We start from the raw sequence: 17,775 nt of genomic DNA on the forward strand, positions 1-17,775 counted from the left end.
TTTTTGTTATTGCGCAGCCTGTGACACTCTAGCGGCAAGCTCTCAGACAACTGTGGAGAAAGCAAGGAGAACGTGTAAGTTATCGTGCGCCGTTTCTGGTAGCGTAAAGAATCGTCCTTCTCTCTCTACCTTTATCAATATTTCCACGTTCTTCCCGTCGCCGCAGCTTCTCTGGCGTAAGCAATTATTACCTGAATAAATAAAACGCAATTTCATTTAAGTCAAAAAAATTGATCCAACTCGGGTTATTACCAAAAAATCGCCATCCTGGGCAAATGTACATTGTTCCGGTACCGCCTTGTCGGTTAATAGATAGGCATGCGAATTGAGGGGTTATTCACCACTAATACTGAAGGATGTCATGAACCACTTTATTTTAAGCGATAGTCATAAGTGCATCGGATGCAAGGCTTGTGAAGTTGCCTGCGTTATGGCGCACAACGATGAGCAGCATGTATTGACCCCGCAGCGTTTTTTGCCGCGTATCACGGTTATCAAAGGCGAGCAAAAGCGTAACGCAGTAACATGTCATCATTGTGAAGGGGCTCCCTGTGCCCGCAGTTGTCCAAATGGCGCCATCAGCCAGCTTAACGGCAGTGTCCAGGTTAATCAGGAGAAATGCATTGGTTGTAAATCCTGTATGGTCGCCTGTCCGTTTGGTGTGATGCAAATCGTCCTTACGCCGGTAAAGGCGGGAAGCGTCAAGGCGACAGCACACAAATGCGATTTGTGCAGCGGTCGTGAAGAGGGGCCTGCTTGCGTACAGAATTGCCCGGCCGAGGCACTGCAGCTGGCGACGGACGACACGCTGCTGAATCTGGCGAAACAGCGCCGGCAACGCGCGGCGCGGATGGACGCTCAGCCGTGGCACAGCCATTCCGGCGCGGCGGTCCCACTGCGCTCTGGCGGAAAAGCGGCGCGCATGGCCGCCACTCCGCCGCGTGGCGAGGCCGATAAACTGTCTGCTGAGGCGCGTAAAGCTAATTTCGCCGAAATATATCTCCCGTTTAGCGCCGGACAGGCCAGCCGTGAGGCGGAACGCTGCCTGAAGTGCGGCGAACACAGTATTTGCGAATGGACCTGTCCGCTGCATAACCATATTCCGCAGTGGATTGAGCGCGTCAAAGCGGGCGATATCTCCGCCGCGGTGGAGCTTTCTCATCAGACCAACTGTCTGCCGGAAATTACTGGCCGTGTCTGCCCGCAGGATCGCCTGTGCGAAGGGGCCTGTACGCTGCGCGATGAGTACGGTTCGGTCACTATCGGCAACATTGAACGCTATATTTCCGACCAGGCGCTGGCCAGCGGCTGGCGGCCGGATCTCTCGCAGGTGGTTGAAAGCGGCAGGCGAGTGGCGATTATCGGCGCCGGCCCCGCCGGGCTTGCCTGCGCTGATAATCTGGTGCGCAACGGCGTTCGGCCAGTGGTGTTTGATCGCCACCCGGAAATCGGCGGCTTGCTGACCTTTGGTATTCCGGCGTTTAAGCTGGATAAATCGCTCCTTGCCCGGCGGCGTGAAATCTTTACCCAGATGGGCGTGCGCTTTGAGCTTAACTGCGAGATAGGCAAAGATCTCCCGTTGACCACGCTGCTTGACGACTACGATGCGGTGTTTATCGGCACCGGAACCTACCGTTCAATGAAAGCGGATCTGCCAAATGAAGACGCGCCAGGCGTGTATGATGCGTTGCCATTCCTGATTGCCAACACCCGGCAGGTGATGGGGCTTGCTGAGCTGCAGGATGAGTCTTACATCAACACCGAGGGGCTGAATGTTGTCGTGCTGGGCGGCGGCGATACGGCGATGGACTGTGTGCGGACTTCGCTGCGCCACGGCGCGAAACAGGTCACCTGCGCCTATCGTCGCGATGAAGCCAACATGCCGGGCTCGAAGAAAGAGGTTAAAAACGCGCGTGAAGAGGGGGCGATGTTTGAGTTTAACGTCCAGCCAGTGACGCTGGAACTGGATGCGGAAGGCCACGTTAACGGCGTACGCTTCCTGCGTACCCAACTTGGCGAGCCGGATGCTCAGGGGCGTCGCCGTCCGTCGCCGATCCCGGGAAGCGAGTTCGTGATGCCTGCCGATGTGGTGATCATGGCTTTTGGTTTCCATCCACACGGCATGCCCTGGCTGGAGTCGATCGGCGTACAGCTTGATAGTCGCGGTCGGATTAAAGCCAGCGTTGAAAGCCGCTATCGTTATCAGACTACCCATCGTAAGGTGTTTGCCGGGGGGGATGCCGTGCGCGGCGCTGACCTTGTGGTGACGGCGATGGCGGAAGGACGCCATGCTGCGCAGGGGATAATGGATTTCCTCGGTGTGAAATCGAATCCGCTTCACTAACGACAAAGCGGGTCCCGCGGCGTAGTATGACGACGTCATTCTATGCTGTGGGGCCTGTATGTCACTCAATATCAACGTCATCAAAGATAAAATCCTCTCCGAAAACTGGTTTGTTTTACGCAATATGACCTATGAACTCACGCGCAGCGATGGCAGCGTGGTGCGCCATAAGCGTGAGGTTTACGATCGCGGAAACGGCGCCACCATCATGCTGTATAACCGGCGTAAGCAGAGTGTCGTGCTGGTACGCCAGTTCCGCGTCGCCACCTGGGTAAACGGTAATCAGGATGGCATGCTGATCGAAACCTGTGCCGGGCTACTGGATAATGACGAGCCGGAAGTCTGTGTGCGCAAAGAGGCCATTGAAGAGACCGGTTTCGAGGTTGGGGAAGTGCGTAAACTGTTTGAGCTGTATATGTCTCCAGGCGGCGTCACCGAGCTTATCCATTTCTTTATCGCCGAATACAGCGATGCCCAACGGGCAAACGGCGGTGGCGGCGTTGATGATGAAGATATTGAGGTGCTGGAACTGCCTTTTAGCCAGGCGCTGGAGATGGTCGCGAACGGGGAGATTCGCGATGGCAAAGCGGTGATCCTCCTGCAATATTTGCAAACATCCGGGCTGATGACGCGGGATATCTGATAAATCTGATTGAGTAAAACCTTGCCGCTGGTGAACATGGCCGCTGTTTATCGCGTTTTCACCGGGGTTGTGCCGCTCATGTTGTATCGGGTTATTCTTTTTCTGCTCTTCGGTTTGCTGCCGATGTCGCAGGTGCGGGCGGCACCTGCCCAACAGCTATTCAGCGACTGGCTGGTGACCTGCAATAATCAGAATTTCTGCATCGCCCGCAACGTCGGGCTGCACTATGGTCTGGTTATGACGGTCAGTCGTAGCGCCGGGGCGACGACTAACGCCAGTCTGCGTATTGAACTTGGCGGCGTGGGCAACCCCGTCTCGGCGCTGGCACCGATCGCACCGCGTCTCCAGCTTGACGGCCATCCATTGATCCTCAGCGATAAACAGTGGCAGATCACCGATAAACTGCTTAAAACCGACGATAGCCTCACCATTGATGCTTTCCTGCAGCAGGTGCAGGACGCGCAGGCCATTACCCTGGAGAATGGCCTGCAGAGTATTTCTCTGCAAGGGCTGAAAGCCGCTTTATTGTTCATTGACAGCCGACAAAAGCGTGTGGGGAATGAAACCGCGTGGGTAGGTAAGGGAGAGACTCTGTCGTTTAGCGTTCCGCCCGCGCCCGCTTTACGCGCGGTGGGAAAAGTCGATATGGCGCAGTCACCCCTCAGTCGCGATGAACTTAACGATCTGATGGATTACGGCAACGAGAAGATGAACAGCAGCGCTTGTTCACTGGACCCTTTTCGCCGCGAAGTACGGGTTAGCGCATTGACCGATGACAATGTTCTACTGATGACCAGTTGTGAAGCGGGCGCTTACAACACCATTTGGCTGGCCTGGCTGGTTTCGCGTCAGCGGCCATTCATTGCGCGCCCGCTCCATCTGGCGTTGCCGTTTCAGCCGCCCGGCGATGCCGCGCGCGACATTGAGCTGGTTAATGCCAGCTATGATGACCAGCGTCAGGAACTGGTGACGCTGGATAAAGGGCGCGCGTCCGGCGATTGTGGCACACAAACTCGCTGGCGTTACGATGGTCAGCGATTTAATCTCGTACGTTATGCGCAGCAGCCGCGGTGCGATAACTGGCAGGGGCCAGATGCCTGGCCCACGCTGTGGGTTACCCGTTGAGTATCTCATTTGCCACATTAACAATATGCTCAACGGTAAAGCCGAAGTGAGGGAAGAGCTTGTCCGCGGGTGCTGATTCGCCATAACTGGTCATACCGACGATTTTTCCTTTTAGCCCCACGTATTTATACCAGTAGTCGGCGATTCCGGCCTCGACGGCGACGCGGGCGTCGACGTCTGCTGGCAATACCGATTCCCGATAGGTTTCGTCCTGAGCATCGAACACGTCGGTCGATGGCAGGGATACCACACGGACATTCACTCCCCGGGCGAGCAGTTTTTCTGCCGCCAGCACCGTTATCTCTACTTCTGAACCGGTCGCTATCAGGATCAGGTCTGGTTTACCTCCGGCATCTTTCAGTACATAACCGCCGCGGGCGATATTCTGTACTTGTTCCGGCGTCCGCGCCATTTGCGCCAGGTTTTGCCTTGAGAGGATCAGCGCCGTCGGGCCGCAGTGTCTTGCTACTGCTGCCTGCCATGCGACGGCTGTTTCGACCTGATCGCATGGTCGCCAGGTGCTGAAGTTGGGCGTCAGTCGCAGGCTGGCCAGTTGTTCAACCGCCTGATGAGTCGGGCCATCTTCGCCAAGACCGATAGAGTCATGGGTATAAATCATGATTTGTCGCGCTTTCATCAGCGCCGCCATCCGCGCCGCATTGCGGGCATACTCGACAAACATCAGGAACGTGGAGGTGTAGGGGATAAAGCCGCCGTGTAACGCGATGCCGTTAGCAATAGCGGTCATGCCGAATTCACGTACGCCATAGTGGATATAGTTGCCTGCGGGCTCTTCTTTAATTGACTGCGAACCGGACCAGATGGTCAGGTTGCTGGGCGCGAGATCCGCCGAACCGCCCAGTAGTTCAGGCAGGATGGGGCCGTATGCGTTCAGCGCGTTTTGTGAGGCTTTTCGGCTGGCAATTTTCGCCGGTTCCGCCTGCAATCCGGCGATATAATGCTGAGTGACTTCCGTCCAGTTTTCCGGAAGCTTGCCGCTCATCCTGCGGGTGAGTTCCGCTGCCAGTTCCGGATATTGTTGTTGATAATCGGCGAATTTTGCGTTCCACGCCTGTTCGGCCTTTTCGCCGCGCGGACGGGCATCCCAGCCCTGATAGATTTCTTTGGGAATGTCAAACGGCGGATATTTCCAGCCCAGTTTCTCGCGGGCCAGAGCGACCTCTTTTTCCCCTAATGCGGCGCCATGTGACTCTTCGGAACCGGCTTTATTCGGTGAGCCAAAGCCAATAATGGTGCGGCAGATAATCAGCGAGGGCTTATCCTTAACGCCCTGCGCTTCAACAATGGCCTGTTTGACTGCCAGTGGATCGTGGCCGTCAATATCGCCGATGACGTGCCAGTGGTAGGCGTTGAATCGCGCGGCGGTATCATCGGTAAACCAGCCTGCGGTTTTACCATCAATAGAGATGCCGTTATGGTCGTAGAAGCCAATGAGTTTCCCTAACCCCAGGGTGCCCGCCAGTGAACTGGCTTCGTGAGAAATCCCCTCCATCAGGCAACCATCGCCCATAAACACGTAAGTGAAATGATCGACTACGTCATGCCCAGGACGGTTGAACTGGGCAGCGAGCGTGCGTTCGGCAATCGCCATTCCCACGGCGTTGGCGAGCCCCTGGCCCAGCGGACCGGTGGTGGTTTCGACGCCAGGCGTATAGCCATACTCCGGATGACCGGGGGTTTTCGAATGTAGCTGGCGAAAGTGTTTGAGTTCCTCTATCGACAGCGCATAACCGGTCAGGTGCAGCAGGCTATAGAGCAGCATGGAAGCATGACCGTTGGAGAGAATAAAACGGTCGCGATCGTACCAGTGAGGATTCTGCGGATTGTGTTTAAGAAAATCGTTCCACAATACCTCGGCGATATCCGCCATTCCCATTGGCGCGCCGGGATGGCCTGAGTTGGCTTTCTGGACCGCATCCATACTGAGGGCGCGGATGGCGTTAGCAAGTTCTCTACGGGACATAATGTACTCCTGAAACAATACGTTGCATGAGTTTTTATTGATTTAGGATAGAGAGGACGATGAGTTGCATAACTAAAAAGCATAGCAGACAGGGCCATCCTTGCTTTCAAGGGCAAGTTACATACACATTATAAATCTATAACAAATATAACGTTGTTATGGCGAGAGTTTGGCGGTGTTCAAAGTTTGCGACGCCGTCAGGCGAGATACTGGGTCACCCTTTAGGGTGAACACCAGGTACGCTATTACGTTTCACCCTCCCTACGATCGATACGTGAAAGGAACGATAAAATGGATGAGCAGTTAAAACAAAGCGCCCTTGATTTCCATGAATTCCCGGTTCCCGGAAAAATCCAGGTTTCCCCGACCAAGCCCCTTGCGACCCAGCGCGATTTGGCGCTGGCCTACTCGCCGGGCGTCGCTGCACCCTGTCTTGAAATCGAGAAAGACCCGCTGGCGGCCTATAAATATACCGCGCGTGGCAACCTTGTGGCGGTGGTCTCTAATGGTACGGCAGTGCTGGGGTTGGGCCATATCGGCGCCCTGGCCGGTAAACCGGTGATGGAAGGGAAAGGTGTTTTGTTTAAGAAATTCGCCGGTATTGATGTTTTCGATATTGAGGTTGATGAACTGGACCCGGACAAATTTATCAATGTTGTCGCGGCGCTGGAGCCGACGTTTGGCGGGATTAACCTCGAAGATATTAAAGCGCCGGAATGCTTCTACATTGAGCGCAAGCTACGCGAACGCATGAATATTCCGGTCTTCCATGACGATCAACATGGAACCGCGATTATCAGCACCGCCGCTATTCTTAACGGCCTGCGGGTGGTGGAAAAAAATATCTCTGACGTGCGGATGGTGGTCTCCGGCGCGGGCGCGGCGGCGATTGCCTGTATGAACCTGCTGGTGGCGCTGGGGATGCAGAAACACAACATCGTGGTCTGCGACTCGAAAGGCGTGATCTACAAAGGCCGCGAGGCGAATATGGTGGAAACCAAAGCGGCCTATGCGGTGGAAGATAGCGGTAAGCGCACGCTGGATGATGTGATTGACGGGGCGGATATTTTCCTTGGTTGTTCCGGGCCGCGGGTGCTGACGCAGGAGATGGTGAAAAAAATGGCTCGTGCGCCAATGATTCTGGCGCTGGCCAATCCGGAGCCGGAAATTCTGCCGCCGCTGGCGAAGGAAGTGCGTGCCGACGCCATTATCTGTACCGGTCGTTCTGATTACCCGAACCAGGTTAACAACGTGCTGTGTTTCCCGTTCATCTTCCGTGGGGCGCTGGACGTTGGCGCAACCGCGATCAACGAAGAGATGAAGCTGGCAGCTGTTCGCGCCATTGCCGAACTGGCCCATGCCGAACAGAGCGAAGTGGTGGCCTCCGCCTATGGCGATCAGGATCTGAGCTTCGGCCCGGAGTACATTATTCCGAAACCGTTCGATCCGCGTCTGATTGTCAAGATCGCCCCTGCGGTGGCGAAAGCGGCGATGGATTCCGGCGTGGCGAAGCGTCCGATTGCCGACTTTGACGCTTATATCGATAAGCTGACCGAGTTTGTTTACAAAACCAATCTGTTTATGAAACCGATTTTCTCGCAGGCGCGCAAAGCGCCGAAGCGCGTGGTGCTGGCGGAAGGGGAAGATAGCCGGGTGCTGCACGCAACCCAGGAGCTGGTCACTCTGGGGCTGGCGAAACCGATCCTGATTGGTCGTCCGGGAGTGATCGAAATGCGCATCCAGAAGCTGGGGCTGCAGATCAAATCAGGCATTGACTTTGAGATCGTCAACAATGAATCCGATCCGCGCTTTAAAGAGTACTGGAACGAGTATTACCAGATTATGAAGCGTCGCGGCATCACGCAGGAGCAGGCGCAGAGAGCGGTTATCAGCAACACCACGGTGATCGGCGCGATCATGGTGCATCGTGGTGAAGCGGATGCCATGATTTGCGGCACTATCGGTGATTACCATGAGCATTTCAGCGTGGTAAAAGAGGTGTTTGGCTACCGTGAAGGCACCCATGCGGCGGGCGCGATGAACGCATTGCTGCTGCCAAGCGGCAACACTTTTATTGCCGACACCTACGTCAATGACGATCCGACACCGGAAGAACTGGCGGAAATCACCGTGATGGCGGCGGAAACTGTGCGTCGCTTCGGGATTGAGCCGAAAGTGGCGCTTCTGTCGCACTCTAACTTCGGTTCGTCCAGATGCCCATCGTCCGGCAAAATGCGTGCAGCGCTGGAACTGATCAAAACCCGCGCGCCCGATCTGATGATTGACGGGGAAATGCACGGCGATGCCGCGCTGGTGGAAAGCATTCGTAATGACCGGATGCCGGACAGTCCGCTGAAAGGCTCTGCCAATATTCTGGTGATGCCGAATATGGAGGCTGCGCGTATTAGTTACAACTTACTACGGGTCTCCAGTTCCGAAGGTGTGACGGTTGGACCGGTGTTAATGGGCGTAGCCAAACCGGTTCACGTATTAACACCGATCGCTTCTGTTCGTCGTATTGTTAATATGGTGGCGCTGGCGGTCGTGGAAGCGCAAACACAGCCGTTGTAATCTCTATTTAATTCATTCAGGCGCGGGAATTCTCCCGCGCTTTTTTATCGACAAAAAAATAGCCGGAGACTGATAATAAACCGGTTCAGATACCGTACTGGTGTTTTATACCCGTCATACTTCAAGTTGCATGTGCGTAGGCTACCCCAGTCACGTACTGGAGTACGCTCCTGGGGATTCACTGCGTCGCCGCCTTCCTGCAACTCGAATAATTTAGGGTATAGTCGGGTGGTGGCTGACGCTCTTCCCGCGCCGTGAAGCCAACAATATGATCAAGTTATGCATCTATTGTCGGCCCGGCCAGGGAAGCGGCCCGGGCGATTTCAGAAGAACTCACTTTGCAACATTCTGAGTCATAACCGTATCTACAAGACGAGTCGTGCAGGCCAGATAAATGTCACCCATACGGGTTCACACCCAGTCGCGCACCTGAATAAATTCGCTCAGCGCCGCTTCCGGGCTGCCTTCTTCTGGCCGCCAGTCATATTCCCAGCGCACCAGCGGCGGCATCGACATCAGAATCGACTCTGTGCGCCCGCCGGTTTGCAGGCCAAACAGGGTGCCGCGGTCCCATACCAGATTGAACTCGACGTAGCGTCCGCGGCGGTAGAGTTGAAAATCACGCTCACGTTGACCCCAGAGCATTTCCTTGCGCTGCCCGACAATCGGCAGATACGCGTCGGTATAGCCTTTTCCTACCGCCTGCATAAAACGGAAGCAACTGTCGAAATCTGGCGTATTCAGATCATCGAAGAAGATCCCGCCGATGCCGCGCTGTTCATTACGGTGTTTGAGAAAGAAGTAGTCGTCGCACCATTTTTTATAACGCGGATAAACCGCTTCGCCGAAAGGCTGGCACAAATCCCGCGCCGTGCGGTGCCAGTGAACGGCGTCTTCCTCAAAACCATAATATGGCGTTAAATCGAACCCGCCGCCAAACCACCAGACCGGCTCCGCGCCGGGTTTCTCGGCGATAAAAAAACGCACGTTGGCATGGCTGGTGGGAATATAGGGATTGAGCGGATGCACCACCAGCGACACGCCCATCGCTTCGAAGCTGCGACCCGCCAGCTCAGGTCGATGAGCGGTAGCGGACGCCGGCATCGCATCGCCGTGTACGTGCGAAAAGTTAACGCCTGCCTGTTCAAAGATACCGCCATCGCGCAGTACCCGACTGCGTCCACCGCCGCCAGCTTCCCGCTGCCAGTTATCTTCAACAAAATTGCTTCCGTCGGTCGTACTTAGCTTCTGGCAGATGACGTCCTGCAACTGAAGCAGGAAGGCTTTGACCTGATGGGCGTCGGGTTTCATTAACGTCTCTTCGAATGGGCTTTCTGGTTATCGAACCAGTGGAAATAACTCATAATGCCGTTAGCAATTGCCGTGGCGATTTTGTGGCGGAACGCGGTGGTCCCTAACAGCTTTTCTTCGTTCGGATTGGTAATAAACGACGTTTCTACCAGCACGGAAGGGATCGAGGGCGATTTTAGCACCACGAACGCCGCCTGCTCGGTATTACGGCTGTGCAACTTATGCACCGGCTTAATTTTTTTCAGAACATACGAACCGAGCGTCAGGCTGTTTTTGATGGTGTCAGTCTGGACCAGATCGAACAGTACCTGCTGCAGAAGGTGGTCCCTGTCTGTCGTTTTTTTGCCCGCGACTTCGTCGGCGCGGTTTTCCCGATCGGAGAGATACTTCGCCATCGCGCTACTGGCTCCACGGTTGGACAGGGCGAAAACAGAGGCTCCTGCCGCGCTCGGATTGGTAAAACCGTCGGCGTGAATCGACATGAAAAGATCGGCGCCATGCTTATGGGCGATCTCTACGCGGTCATATAGCGGGATAAAGGTATCGTCAGTTCGCGTAAGCCGCGCGTCAATACCGTTGCTGCGTAAAATGCTGCGCACGTTTTTCGCGATCGCCAGAACAACGTGTTTCTCTTCTGAACCGTTATGACCAATAGCGCCGGTATCAATGCCGCCATGGCCGGGATCGAGCATGACGATACGTTTAGCGCCCTTTTTCTTCGCGGCGGGTTTGCTGTGACCATTGGCTGTCTTCAATGGCTGTTCTTTCGCGCTGGCCGGAGAGGCGATCCCTGAAAGCGTGATTGCTGCCAGCCCGGCTTTCAGTACCTGGCGGCGCGAAGCAAGTATTTTTAATGGTTTAAAAGTGCTCATTCGGCCTGAATTGCAAACAAGTGGTAATCAATGTTATATCGTATCGTGTTTTCCGTTACGACCATTCCAAATAAGAATTGTTTTACTTTTCATTTCAATACATGACAAAGTCACATTATGCCATTTTTTGAGACGCATTGCGCCTGATATTGGCTATCCGGCGCAATCGCGCCATAATCTCAGTTTTTAACCGTCAATGGTGGGCAATACCATGGAGATACGCGTTTTTCGCCAGCAAGATTTTGAAGAGGTGATAACCCTGTGGGAGCGTTGCGATCTTCTGCGGCCGTGGAACGATCCGGAAATGGATATTGAACGTAAGCTGAACCACGATGCCAGCCTGTTTCTGGTTGCCGAGGTTAATGGTGAGGTGGTTGGTACGGTGATGGGCGGCTATGACGGTCATCGCGGATCTGCTTATTATCTTGGCGTTCACCCTGAATACCGTGGTCGCGGTATTGCTAATGCCCTGTTGAATCGGCTGGAAAAAAAGCTGATCGCGCGTGGTTGCCCGAAAATTAACATTATGGTGCGCGAAGATAACGAGATGGTTCTGGGGATGTACGAGCGCCTTGGCTATGAGCATTCTGACGTGCTGTGCCTCGGTAAGCGTTTGATTGAAGATGAAGAATATTGAGTATACTCCCGCCGATTTTGATTCCCACGGTCGCCTGCGCTTACCGTTCCTTTTTTGGTGCGTGCTGTTGTTGCAGGCCCGAACATGGGTGCTATTTCTGATGGCCGGCGCATCGCGTCAGCAGGGGGATGCGTTGCTGAATCTGTTTTATCCGGACCACGATAACTTTTGGCTGGGATTGCTGCCCGGCATCCCGGCGGTTATGGCGTTTATTATCAGCGGATACCGTCAGCGCTTTCCCCGCTTCTGGCCATTAATGCGTTGGCTTCTGGTGATCTCTCAGCTATTGCTGCTGGTCTGGCAACCGCTATTGTGGGTGGGCGGCGAATCGCCTTCGGCAGTGACCAGCGTCCTGCTGGCGGCGGATCTTTATGCGTTGTGGTGGCTGTTAAGTAACCGGCGCCTGAAAGCCTGTTTCCATGAAGAACAGCTTTAACGGCACTTTTTGCCGATCGCGTACTCCAACTTGCGTTGAATTAATCAGAAAGGACTGAGTCATGACATCGCTACGTATACTTCTCTGCGCATTACCGCTGGCTTTAACCGGCTGCTCAACGATGAGCGCGGTCAACTGGTCGGCGGCTTATCCGTGGAACTGGTTTGGTTCTTCGACGGAAGTGACTGAGCAGGGCGTCGGTAATCTGACAGCGGCAACGCCACTAAGCGAGCAGGCTATCAGTGATGCGATCGGTAGCGGTTATCATCTGCGCAGCGGTATGAAAATGGATAATGGCAGGATTGTGCGCTACTTCGAAGCGTTAAAAGATGGCAAAGTGGCGCTGACCATCAATGGCGACAACGGTACCCTCAGCCGTATTAACGTACGTGATAGCCGTATCGCAACCGCCAGTGGGGTGAAAATTGGTACGCCGTTCAGTGCTATCTACAGCAAAGCTTTTGGTAACTGTCAGCAAGGCCATAACGACAGCGGCAGCGTAGTGGAGTGTAAAGCCAGGGATAGCCAACATATTAGCTATGTTTTTACCGGTAGCTGGAGTGGCCCTGACGCGTTAATGCCTGCCGACGATACGCTGAAAAACTGGAAGGTGAGTGAAATTATCTGGCGCCGCTAATTTGATCTGAAGTGATTCGGCTCCCTGAAAAAACGGGTACAATAGCGCCTTAAAAAGGCCACCGTGTGGTGGCTGTATAATTTCAGGAGGAGCGATGTCTCAGGTTCAGAGTGGCATTTTGCCGGAACATTGCCGCGCGGCGATTTGGATTGAAGCCAATGTCAAAGGTGACCTTGATGCCCTGCGGAAAAGCAGTAAGGTTTTTGCCGATAAATTAGCGACCTTTCAGGCAACATACCCGGACGCTAAGCTGGGCGCGGTCGTGGCTTTCGGCCATAACATCTGGCGCCAGTTGAGCGGCGGCGTGGGGGGCGAAGAGTTAAAAGCGTTCCCGGGCTACGGCAAGGGGCTGGCCCCGTCCACGCAGTACGATCTGCTGATCCACATTCTTTCCGCACAGCATGAGGTGAACTTCTCTGTTGCCCAGGCGGCAATGGCGGCGTTTGGCGCAGTGGTGGACGTTAAAGAAGAAGTTCATGGTTTCCGCTGGATTGAAGAGCGCGATCTGAGCGGCTTTGTCGATGGTACGGAAAACCCGGCTGGCGAAGAGACGCGCCGTGAAGTGGCGATAATCAACGATGGCGTGGATGCGGGCGGCAGCTATGTTCTGGTGCAGCGCTGGGAGCATAATCTTAACCAGCTTAATCGTATGAGTATTCCCGATCAGGAAATGATGATTGGCCGCACCAAAGAAGCCAATGAAGAGATTGACGGCGATGCGCGTCCGGCAACTTCTCATCTGAGCCGCGTGGATCTGAAGGAAGAGGGTAAAGGGCTGAAGATTGTTCGTCAGAGCCTGCCGTATGGCACCGCCAGCGGTACCCACGGCCTTTACTTCTGCGCTTACTGCGCGCGCCTGTACAACATCGAGCAACAACTGCTGAGTATGTTTGGCGATACCGATGGTAAGCGTGACGCGATGTTACGTTTCACTAAGCCCGTCACTGGCGGGTACTATTTCGCGCCGTCGCTGGACAGGCTGCTGGCGCTGTAAATTCCCCCTTATCCTGGCCCTCTCCCCACAGGCTGAGAGAGGGCCGGGGTAAGGGTATCAGTGCGTCGCGCTTCACATATCCTCGCTATCACCGCCTTCTCATAATGCGCAAACGTATTATTCCGGAAGCGTAGAACTCTTGCCGCCATCGGGTACTGTGCCAGCTTGCCAGCGTCTGTCAGAACGCTATCCTGATTCTGGATGCACGATTCAGAAAAACGTTGCGGTTCTCTTATTCTCTTTTCGACTTCCAAATCGCCAAACGGTATATAAAACCGTTACTCCTTTCGTACCTGTTATAAATATTATGACTATAAGAAAGTCATCAAATTTATAAGGGTGCGCAATGGCGATAAATTCACTGAAAAAAGGATATCTGGCGCTGGCGGCTTCTGTGCTGTTGGTTGCGCAGGCGCAGGCGACGGAACTGCTCAACAGCTCATATGACGTTTCCCGCGAGCTATTTGCCGCCCTTAACCCGCAGTTTGAACAGCAGTGGGCGAAAGATAACGGCGGCGATAAGCTGACGATTAAACAATCTCATGCCGGGTCATCAAAACAGGCGCTGGCGATCCTGCAAGGGTTGAAGGCCGATGTGGTGACCTATAACCAGGTGACTGACGTACAAATTCTGCATGACAAAGGCAAACTGATCCCGGCCGACTGGCAAAGCCGCCTGCCGAATAACAGTTCGCCGTTTTACTCGACAATGGGATTTCTGGTTCGCAAAGGGAATCCGAAAAATATCCACAGCTGGAATGATCTGGTGCGTCCCGACGTTAAGTTAATTTTTCCGAATCCGAAAACGTCAGGTAACGCGCGTTATACCTATTTAGCTGCGTGGGGTGCAGCGGATAAAGCGGACGGTGGCGATAAAGCGAAAACCGAACAGTTCATGACGCAATTCCTGAAAAATGTCGAAGTCTTTGATACCGGCGGTCGCGGCGCCACAACCACTTTTGCCGAACGCGGACTCGGCGACGTGCTGATTAGCTTTGAATCAGAAGTGAATAACATCCGTAAACAGTACCAGGATCAAGGATTCGAGGTCGTTATTCCTGAAACCAATATTCTTGCTGAATTCCCGGTGGCCTGGATAGACAAAAATGTGAAGGCCAACGGGACTGAAAAAGCGGCTAAAGCCTATCTGAACTGGCTCTACAGCCCGCAGGCGCAGGCCATCATTACCCGTTTTTACTACCGCGTGAACAACCCGGAAGTCATGGGGAAACTGAAAGATAAATTCCCGCAGATCAAACTGTTCCGCGTGGAAGACCAGTTTGGTTCCTGGCCAGAAGTGATGAAAACCCACTTTGCCAGCGGTGGTGAACTGGACAAACTGCTGGCTGCGGGGCGTAATTAATGTTTGCTGTTGCGACAAAGCGTGTGCTGCCGGGCTTTACTCTGAGTCTTGGTACCAGCCTGCTGTTTGTTTGCTTGATTCTGCTGTTGCCGTTGAGCGCGCTGGTAATGCAACTGGCGCAAATGACCCTGAGCCAATACTGGGATGTGATCACCAATCCCCAGGTTGTGGCGGCATATAAAGTGACCTTGCTATCGGCCTTTGCGGCGTCGATTTTTAACGGCGTATTTGGTCTGCTGATGGCATGGGTCCTCACGCGCTACCGATTTCCGGGCCGCACGCTGCTGGATGCGCTGATGGATCTGCCGTTTGCGCTACCGACAGCGGTGGCGGGCCTGACCCTGGCATCGCTGTTTTCGGTCAACGGTTTTTACGGCGAATGGCTGGCGAAGTTTGATATCAAAGTGACCTATACCTGGCTGGGGATCGCGGTCGCGATGGCTTTTACCAGTATCCCGTTTGTGGTTCGGACGGTACAACCTGTACTGGAAGAGCTCGGGCCGGAGTATGAAGAAGCGGCGGAAACCCTGGGCGCGACGCGCTGGCAAAGCTTTCGCAAAGTCGTCCTGCCGGAGCTTTCTCCCGCGCTGTTGGCTGGTATTGCGCTGTCCTTTACTCGTAGTCTGGGGGAGTTTGGCGCGGTGATCTTTATCGCCGGCAACATCGCGTGGAAAACGGAAGTGACCTCGCTGATGATTTTTGTTCGTTTGCAGGAGTTTGACTATCCGGCGGCCAGCGCGATTGCCTCGGTGATCCTTGCGGCGTCGTTGTTGCTGCTGTTCTCGATTAACACCCTGCAAAGTCGCTTTGGTCGACGTGTGGTAGGTCATTAATGGCGGAAGTGACTCAATTGAAGCGCTATGACGCACCCCGCATTAACTGGGGAAAATGGTTTCTGATTGGTATCGGAATGTTGGTGTCCGCTTTCATTCTGATCGTGCCGATGGTCTATATCTTCGTGCAGGCCTTTAGCAAAGGCCTGATGCCGGTGCTGCAAAACCTTGCCGACCCGGACATGCTGAATGCTATCTGGCTGACGGTGATGATCGCCTTAATTACCGTGCCGGTAAATCTGGTATTTGGCACATTGCTGGCGTGGCTGGTGACGCGTTTTACTTTTCCGGGGCGTCAGCTGTTGCTGACGCTGCTGGATATTCCGTTTGCCGTCTCGCCGGTGGTGGCGGGGCTGGTATATTTGCTGTTTTACGGTTCTAACGGTCCGCTTGGCGGCTGGCTTGACGAGCATAATCTGCAGATCATGTTTGCCTGGCCGGGTATGGTGCTGGCGAGCATTTTCGTGACCTGCCCGTTTGTGGTTCGTGAGCTGGTGCCGGTGATGATGAGTCAGGGCAGTAATGAAGATGAAGCGGCGATTCTGCTTGGCGCATCAGGCTGGCAGATGTTCTGTCGGGTTACGTTGCCAAATATCCGCTGGGCGCTGCTTTATGGTGTGGTGCTGACCAACGCCCGGGCGATCGGTGAATTCGGCGCGGTTTCGGTGGTTTCAGGCTCGATTCGTGGTGAAACCTTGTCACTGCCATTACAGATTGAATTACTGGAGCAGGATTACAATACCGTCGGCTCCTTTACCGCCGCCGCGCTGCTGACGCTGATGGCGATTATTACCCTGTTTTTGAAGAGTATGTTGCAATGGCGCCTGGAAAATCAGGAAAAACGCGCGCAACAGGAGGAAAATCATGAGCATTGAGATTGCCAATATTAAGAAGTCTTTTGGTCGCACCCAGGTGCTGAATGATATCTCGCTGGATATTCCTTCCGGGCAGATGGTTGCGCTACTGGGGCCGTCAGGCTCTGGTAAAACCACGCTGCTGCGCATCATCGCCGGGCTGGAGAATCAGTCCAGCGGTCATATTCGTTTTCATGGAACTGACGTCAGCCGGGTACATGCCCGCGACCGTAAAGTGGGTTTTGTGTTCCAGCACTATGCGCTGTTTCGTCATATGACGGTGTTTGACAATATCGCCTTTGGTCTGACGGTGCTGCCGCGTCGTGAACGGCCAAATGCAGCCGGAATCAAGGCCAAAGTCACTCAGTTGCTGGAAATGGTCCAACTGGCGCACCTGGCCGATCGCTATCCGGCCCAGCTCTCTGGCGGGCAGAAGCAGCGCGTAGCGTTAGCGCGTGCGCTGGCGGTCGAACCGCAAATTCTGCTGCTGGATGAACCCTTCGGCGCGCTGGATGCTCAGGTACGTAAAGAGTTGCGACGCTGGTTGCGTCAGTTGCATGAAGAGTTGAAGTTTACCAGCGTATTTGTGACGCACGACCAGGAAGAGGCGATGGAAGTCGCTGACCGCGTTGTGGTGATGAGTCAGGGGAATATCGAGCAGGCCGATGCGCCGGAGCAGGTGTGGCGTGAACCTTCCACCCGTTTTGTGCTGGAGTTTATGGGCGAGGTTAATCGCCTGAAGGGCACAATTCGCGGCGGTCAGTTTCATGTCGGCGCACATCGCTGGCCGTTAGGCTATACTCCCGCGTACCAGGGGCCGGTCGACCTGTTCCTGCGCCCGTGGGAAGTGGATATCAGCCGCCGTACCAGCCTGGATTCACCCTTGCCGGTACAGGTGCTGGAAGCCAGTCCCAAAGGGCACTATACCCAACTCGTCGTTCAGCCGCTTGGGTGGTATGACCAACCGTTAACCGTGGTACTGCAGGATAATGACGCTCCGTATCGTGGGGAGCGCCTGTTTGTCGGCTTGCGGAACGCCCGTTTGTACAACGGCGATGAGCGCATTGAGCCGCGTGAAGAGCTTGCTCTGGCCGAATCAGCCTGATAGGTTAATATCACGTAGTTTTGCCGGGTGGCGCTGCGCTGACCCGGCCTACAATATGATCTGCGT

At 54.5% G+C, this 17,775-nt stretch carries 14 protein-coding genes and 1 pseudogene; 12 read left to right on the top strand and 3 right to left on the bottom strand.

Annotated elements, in window-relative coordinates; all coding sequences use genetic code 11:
* Positions 1–361 precede the first annotated feature (361 nt).
* From aegA to FE839_RS12320, 3 genes and pseudogenes are all read left to right on the top strand, one after another.
* Complete coding sequence (gene aegA, locus FE839_RS12310) at positions 362–2,344, top strand: formate-dependent uric acid utilization protein AegA (protein ID WP_138361091.1); 1,983 nt, start codon at positions 362–364, stop codon at positions 2,342–2,344.
* A gap of 58 nt (positions 2,345–2,402) precedes the next feature.
* A pseudogene (gene nudK / locus FE839_RS12315) lies at positions 2,403–3,000 on the top strand (GDP-mannose pyrophosphatase NudK).
* Positions 3,001–3,065: 65 nt separating this feature from the next.
* The gene (locus FE839_RS12320; protein ID WP_138361137.1) at positions 3,066–4,112 is read left to right on the top strand and encodes a DUF1176 domain-containing protein; all 1,047 of its coding nucleotides are present in this window, start codon (positions 3,066–3,068) and stop codon (positions 4,110–4,112) included.
* Here FE839_RS12320 and tkt read toward each other — a convergent pair.
* Positions 4,102–6,096, bottom strand: a complete 1,995-nt coding sequence (gene tkt / locus FE839_RS12325) for a transketolase (RefSeq protein WP_138361093.1) — start codon at positions 6,094–6,096, stop codon at positions 4,102–4,104. The two genes, FE839_RS12320 and tkt, sit on opposite strands and share 11 nt — an antisense overlap.
* A gap of 291 nt (positions 6,097–6,387) precedes the next feature.
* On the opposite strand from tkt, the gene maeB reads away from it, so the two are divergent.
* Complete coding sequence (gene maeB, locus FE839_RS12330) at positions 6,388–8,667, top strand: NADP-dependent oxaloacetate-decarboxylating malate dehydrogenase (RefSeq protein WP_138361094.1); 2,280 nt, start codon at positions 6,388–6,390, stop codon at positions 8,665–8,667.
* 411 nt (positions 8,668–9,078) lie between these two features.
* On the opposite strand, the gene hemF is transcribed toward maeB, so the two are convergent.
* Both hemF and amiA read right to left on the bottom strand, forming a co-directional pair.
* Complete coding sequence (gene hemF / locus FE839_RS12335) at positions 9,079–9,978, bottom strand: oxygen-dependent coproporphyrinogen oxidase (protein ID WP_138361095.1); 900 nt, start codon at positions 9,976–9,978, stop codon at positions 9,079–9,081.
* Entirely contained in the window at positions 9,978–10,850 is an 873-nt protein-coding gene (gene amiA, locus FE839_RS12340; protein WP_138361096.1) for an N-acetylmuramoyl-L-alanine amidase AmiA, read from the bottom strand. The genes hemF and amiA overlap by 1 nt, the downstream gene beginning before the upstream one ends.
* A gap of 211 nt (positions 10,851–11,061) precedes the next feature.
* Here amiA and FE839_RS12345 point away from each other — a divergent pair, with 211 nt between their 5' ends.
* The 8 genes from FE839_RS12345 to cysA all read left to right on the top strand — a co-directional run bounded on the left by FE839_RS12345 (position 11,062) and on the right by cysA (position 17,709).
* Positions 11,062–11,487 (top strand): GNAT family acetyltransferase, encoded by a 426-nt coding sequence (locus tag FE839_RS12345; RefSeq protein ID WP_138361097.1) that lies wholly within the window; start codon positions 11,062–11,064, stop codon positions 11,485–11,487.
* Positions 11,474–11,923, top strand: coding sequence for a DUF2919 domain-containing protein (locus FE839_RS12350; protein WP_138361098.1), 450 nt, complete (start codon positions 11,474–11,476; stop codon positions 11,921–11,923). The genes FE839_RS12345 and FE839_RS12350 overlap by 14 nt, the downstream gene beginning before the upstream one ends.
* Positions 11,924–11,984: 61 nt before the next feature.
* Positions 11,985–12,560, top strand: coding sequence for an RpoE-regulated lipoprotein (locus tag FE839_RS12355; RefSeq protein ID WP_138361099.1), 576 nt, complete (start codon positions 11,985–11,987; stop codon positions 12,558–12,560).
* A gap of 94 nt (positions 12,561–12,654) precedes the next feature.
* Entirely contained in the window at positions 12,655–13,554 is a 900-nt protein-coding gene (locus FE839_RS12360) for a Dyp-type peroxidase (RefSeq protein ID WP_138361100.1), read from the top strand.
* A 346-nt stretch (positions 13,555–13,900) separates the two neighbouring features.
* The gene (locus FE839_RS12365; RefSeq protein ID WP_138361101.1) at positions 13,901–14,917 is read left to right on the top strand and encodes a sulfate ABC transporter substrate-binding protein; all 1,017 of its coding nucleotides are present in this window, start codon (positions 13,901–13,903) and stop codon (positions 14,915–14,917) included.
* Positions 14,917–15,750: a sulfate/thiosulfate ABC transporter permease CysT gene (cysT, locus tag FE839_RS12370; RefSeq protein ID WP_138361102.1), complete on the top strand. Its 834-nt coding sequence runs from the start codon at positions 14,917–14,919 to the stop codon at positions 15,748–15,750. Before FE839_RS12365 ends, cysT begins: the two co-directional genes overlap by 1 nt.
* The gene (gene cysW / locus FE839_RS12375) at positions 15,750–16,625 is read left to right on the top strand and encodes a sulfate/thiosulfate ABC transporter permease CysW (RefSeq protein ID WP_138361103.1); all 876 of its coding nucleotides are present in this window, start codon (positions 15,750–15,752) and stop codon (positions 16,623–16,625) included. The genes cysT and cysW overlap by 1 nt, the downstream gene beginning before the upstream one ends.
* On the top strand, positions 16,615–17,709 hold the full coding sequence (cysA, locus tag FE839_RS12380) for a sulfate/thiosulfate ABC transporter ATP-binding protein CysA (RefSeq protein ID WP_138361104.1): 1,095 nt from the start codon (positions 16,615–16,617) through the stop codon (positions 17,707–17,709). Before cysW ends, cysA begins: the two co-directional genes overlap by 11 nt.
* The last annotated feature ends 66 nt before the right edge of the window (positions 17,710–17,775 follow it).

The sequence above is a fragment of the Klebsiella indica genome (assembly GCF_005860775.1).
Lineage (GTDB): Bacteria > Pseudomonadota > Gammaproteobacteria > Enterobacterales > Enterobacteriaceae > Klebsiella > Klebsiella indica.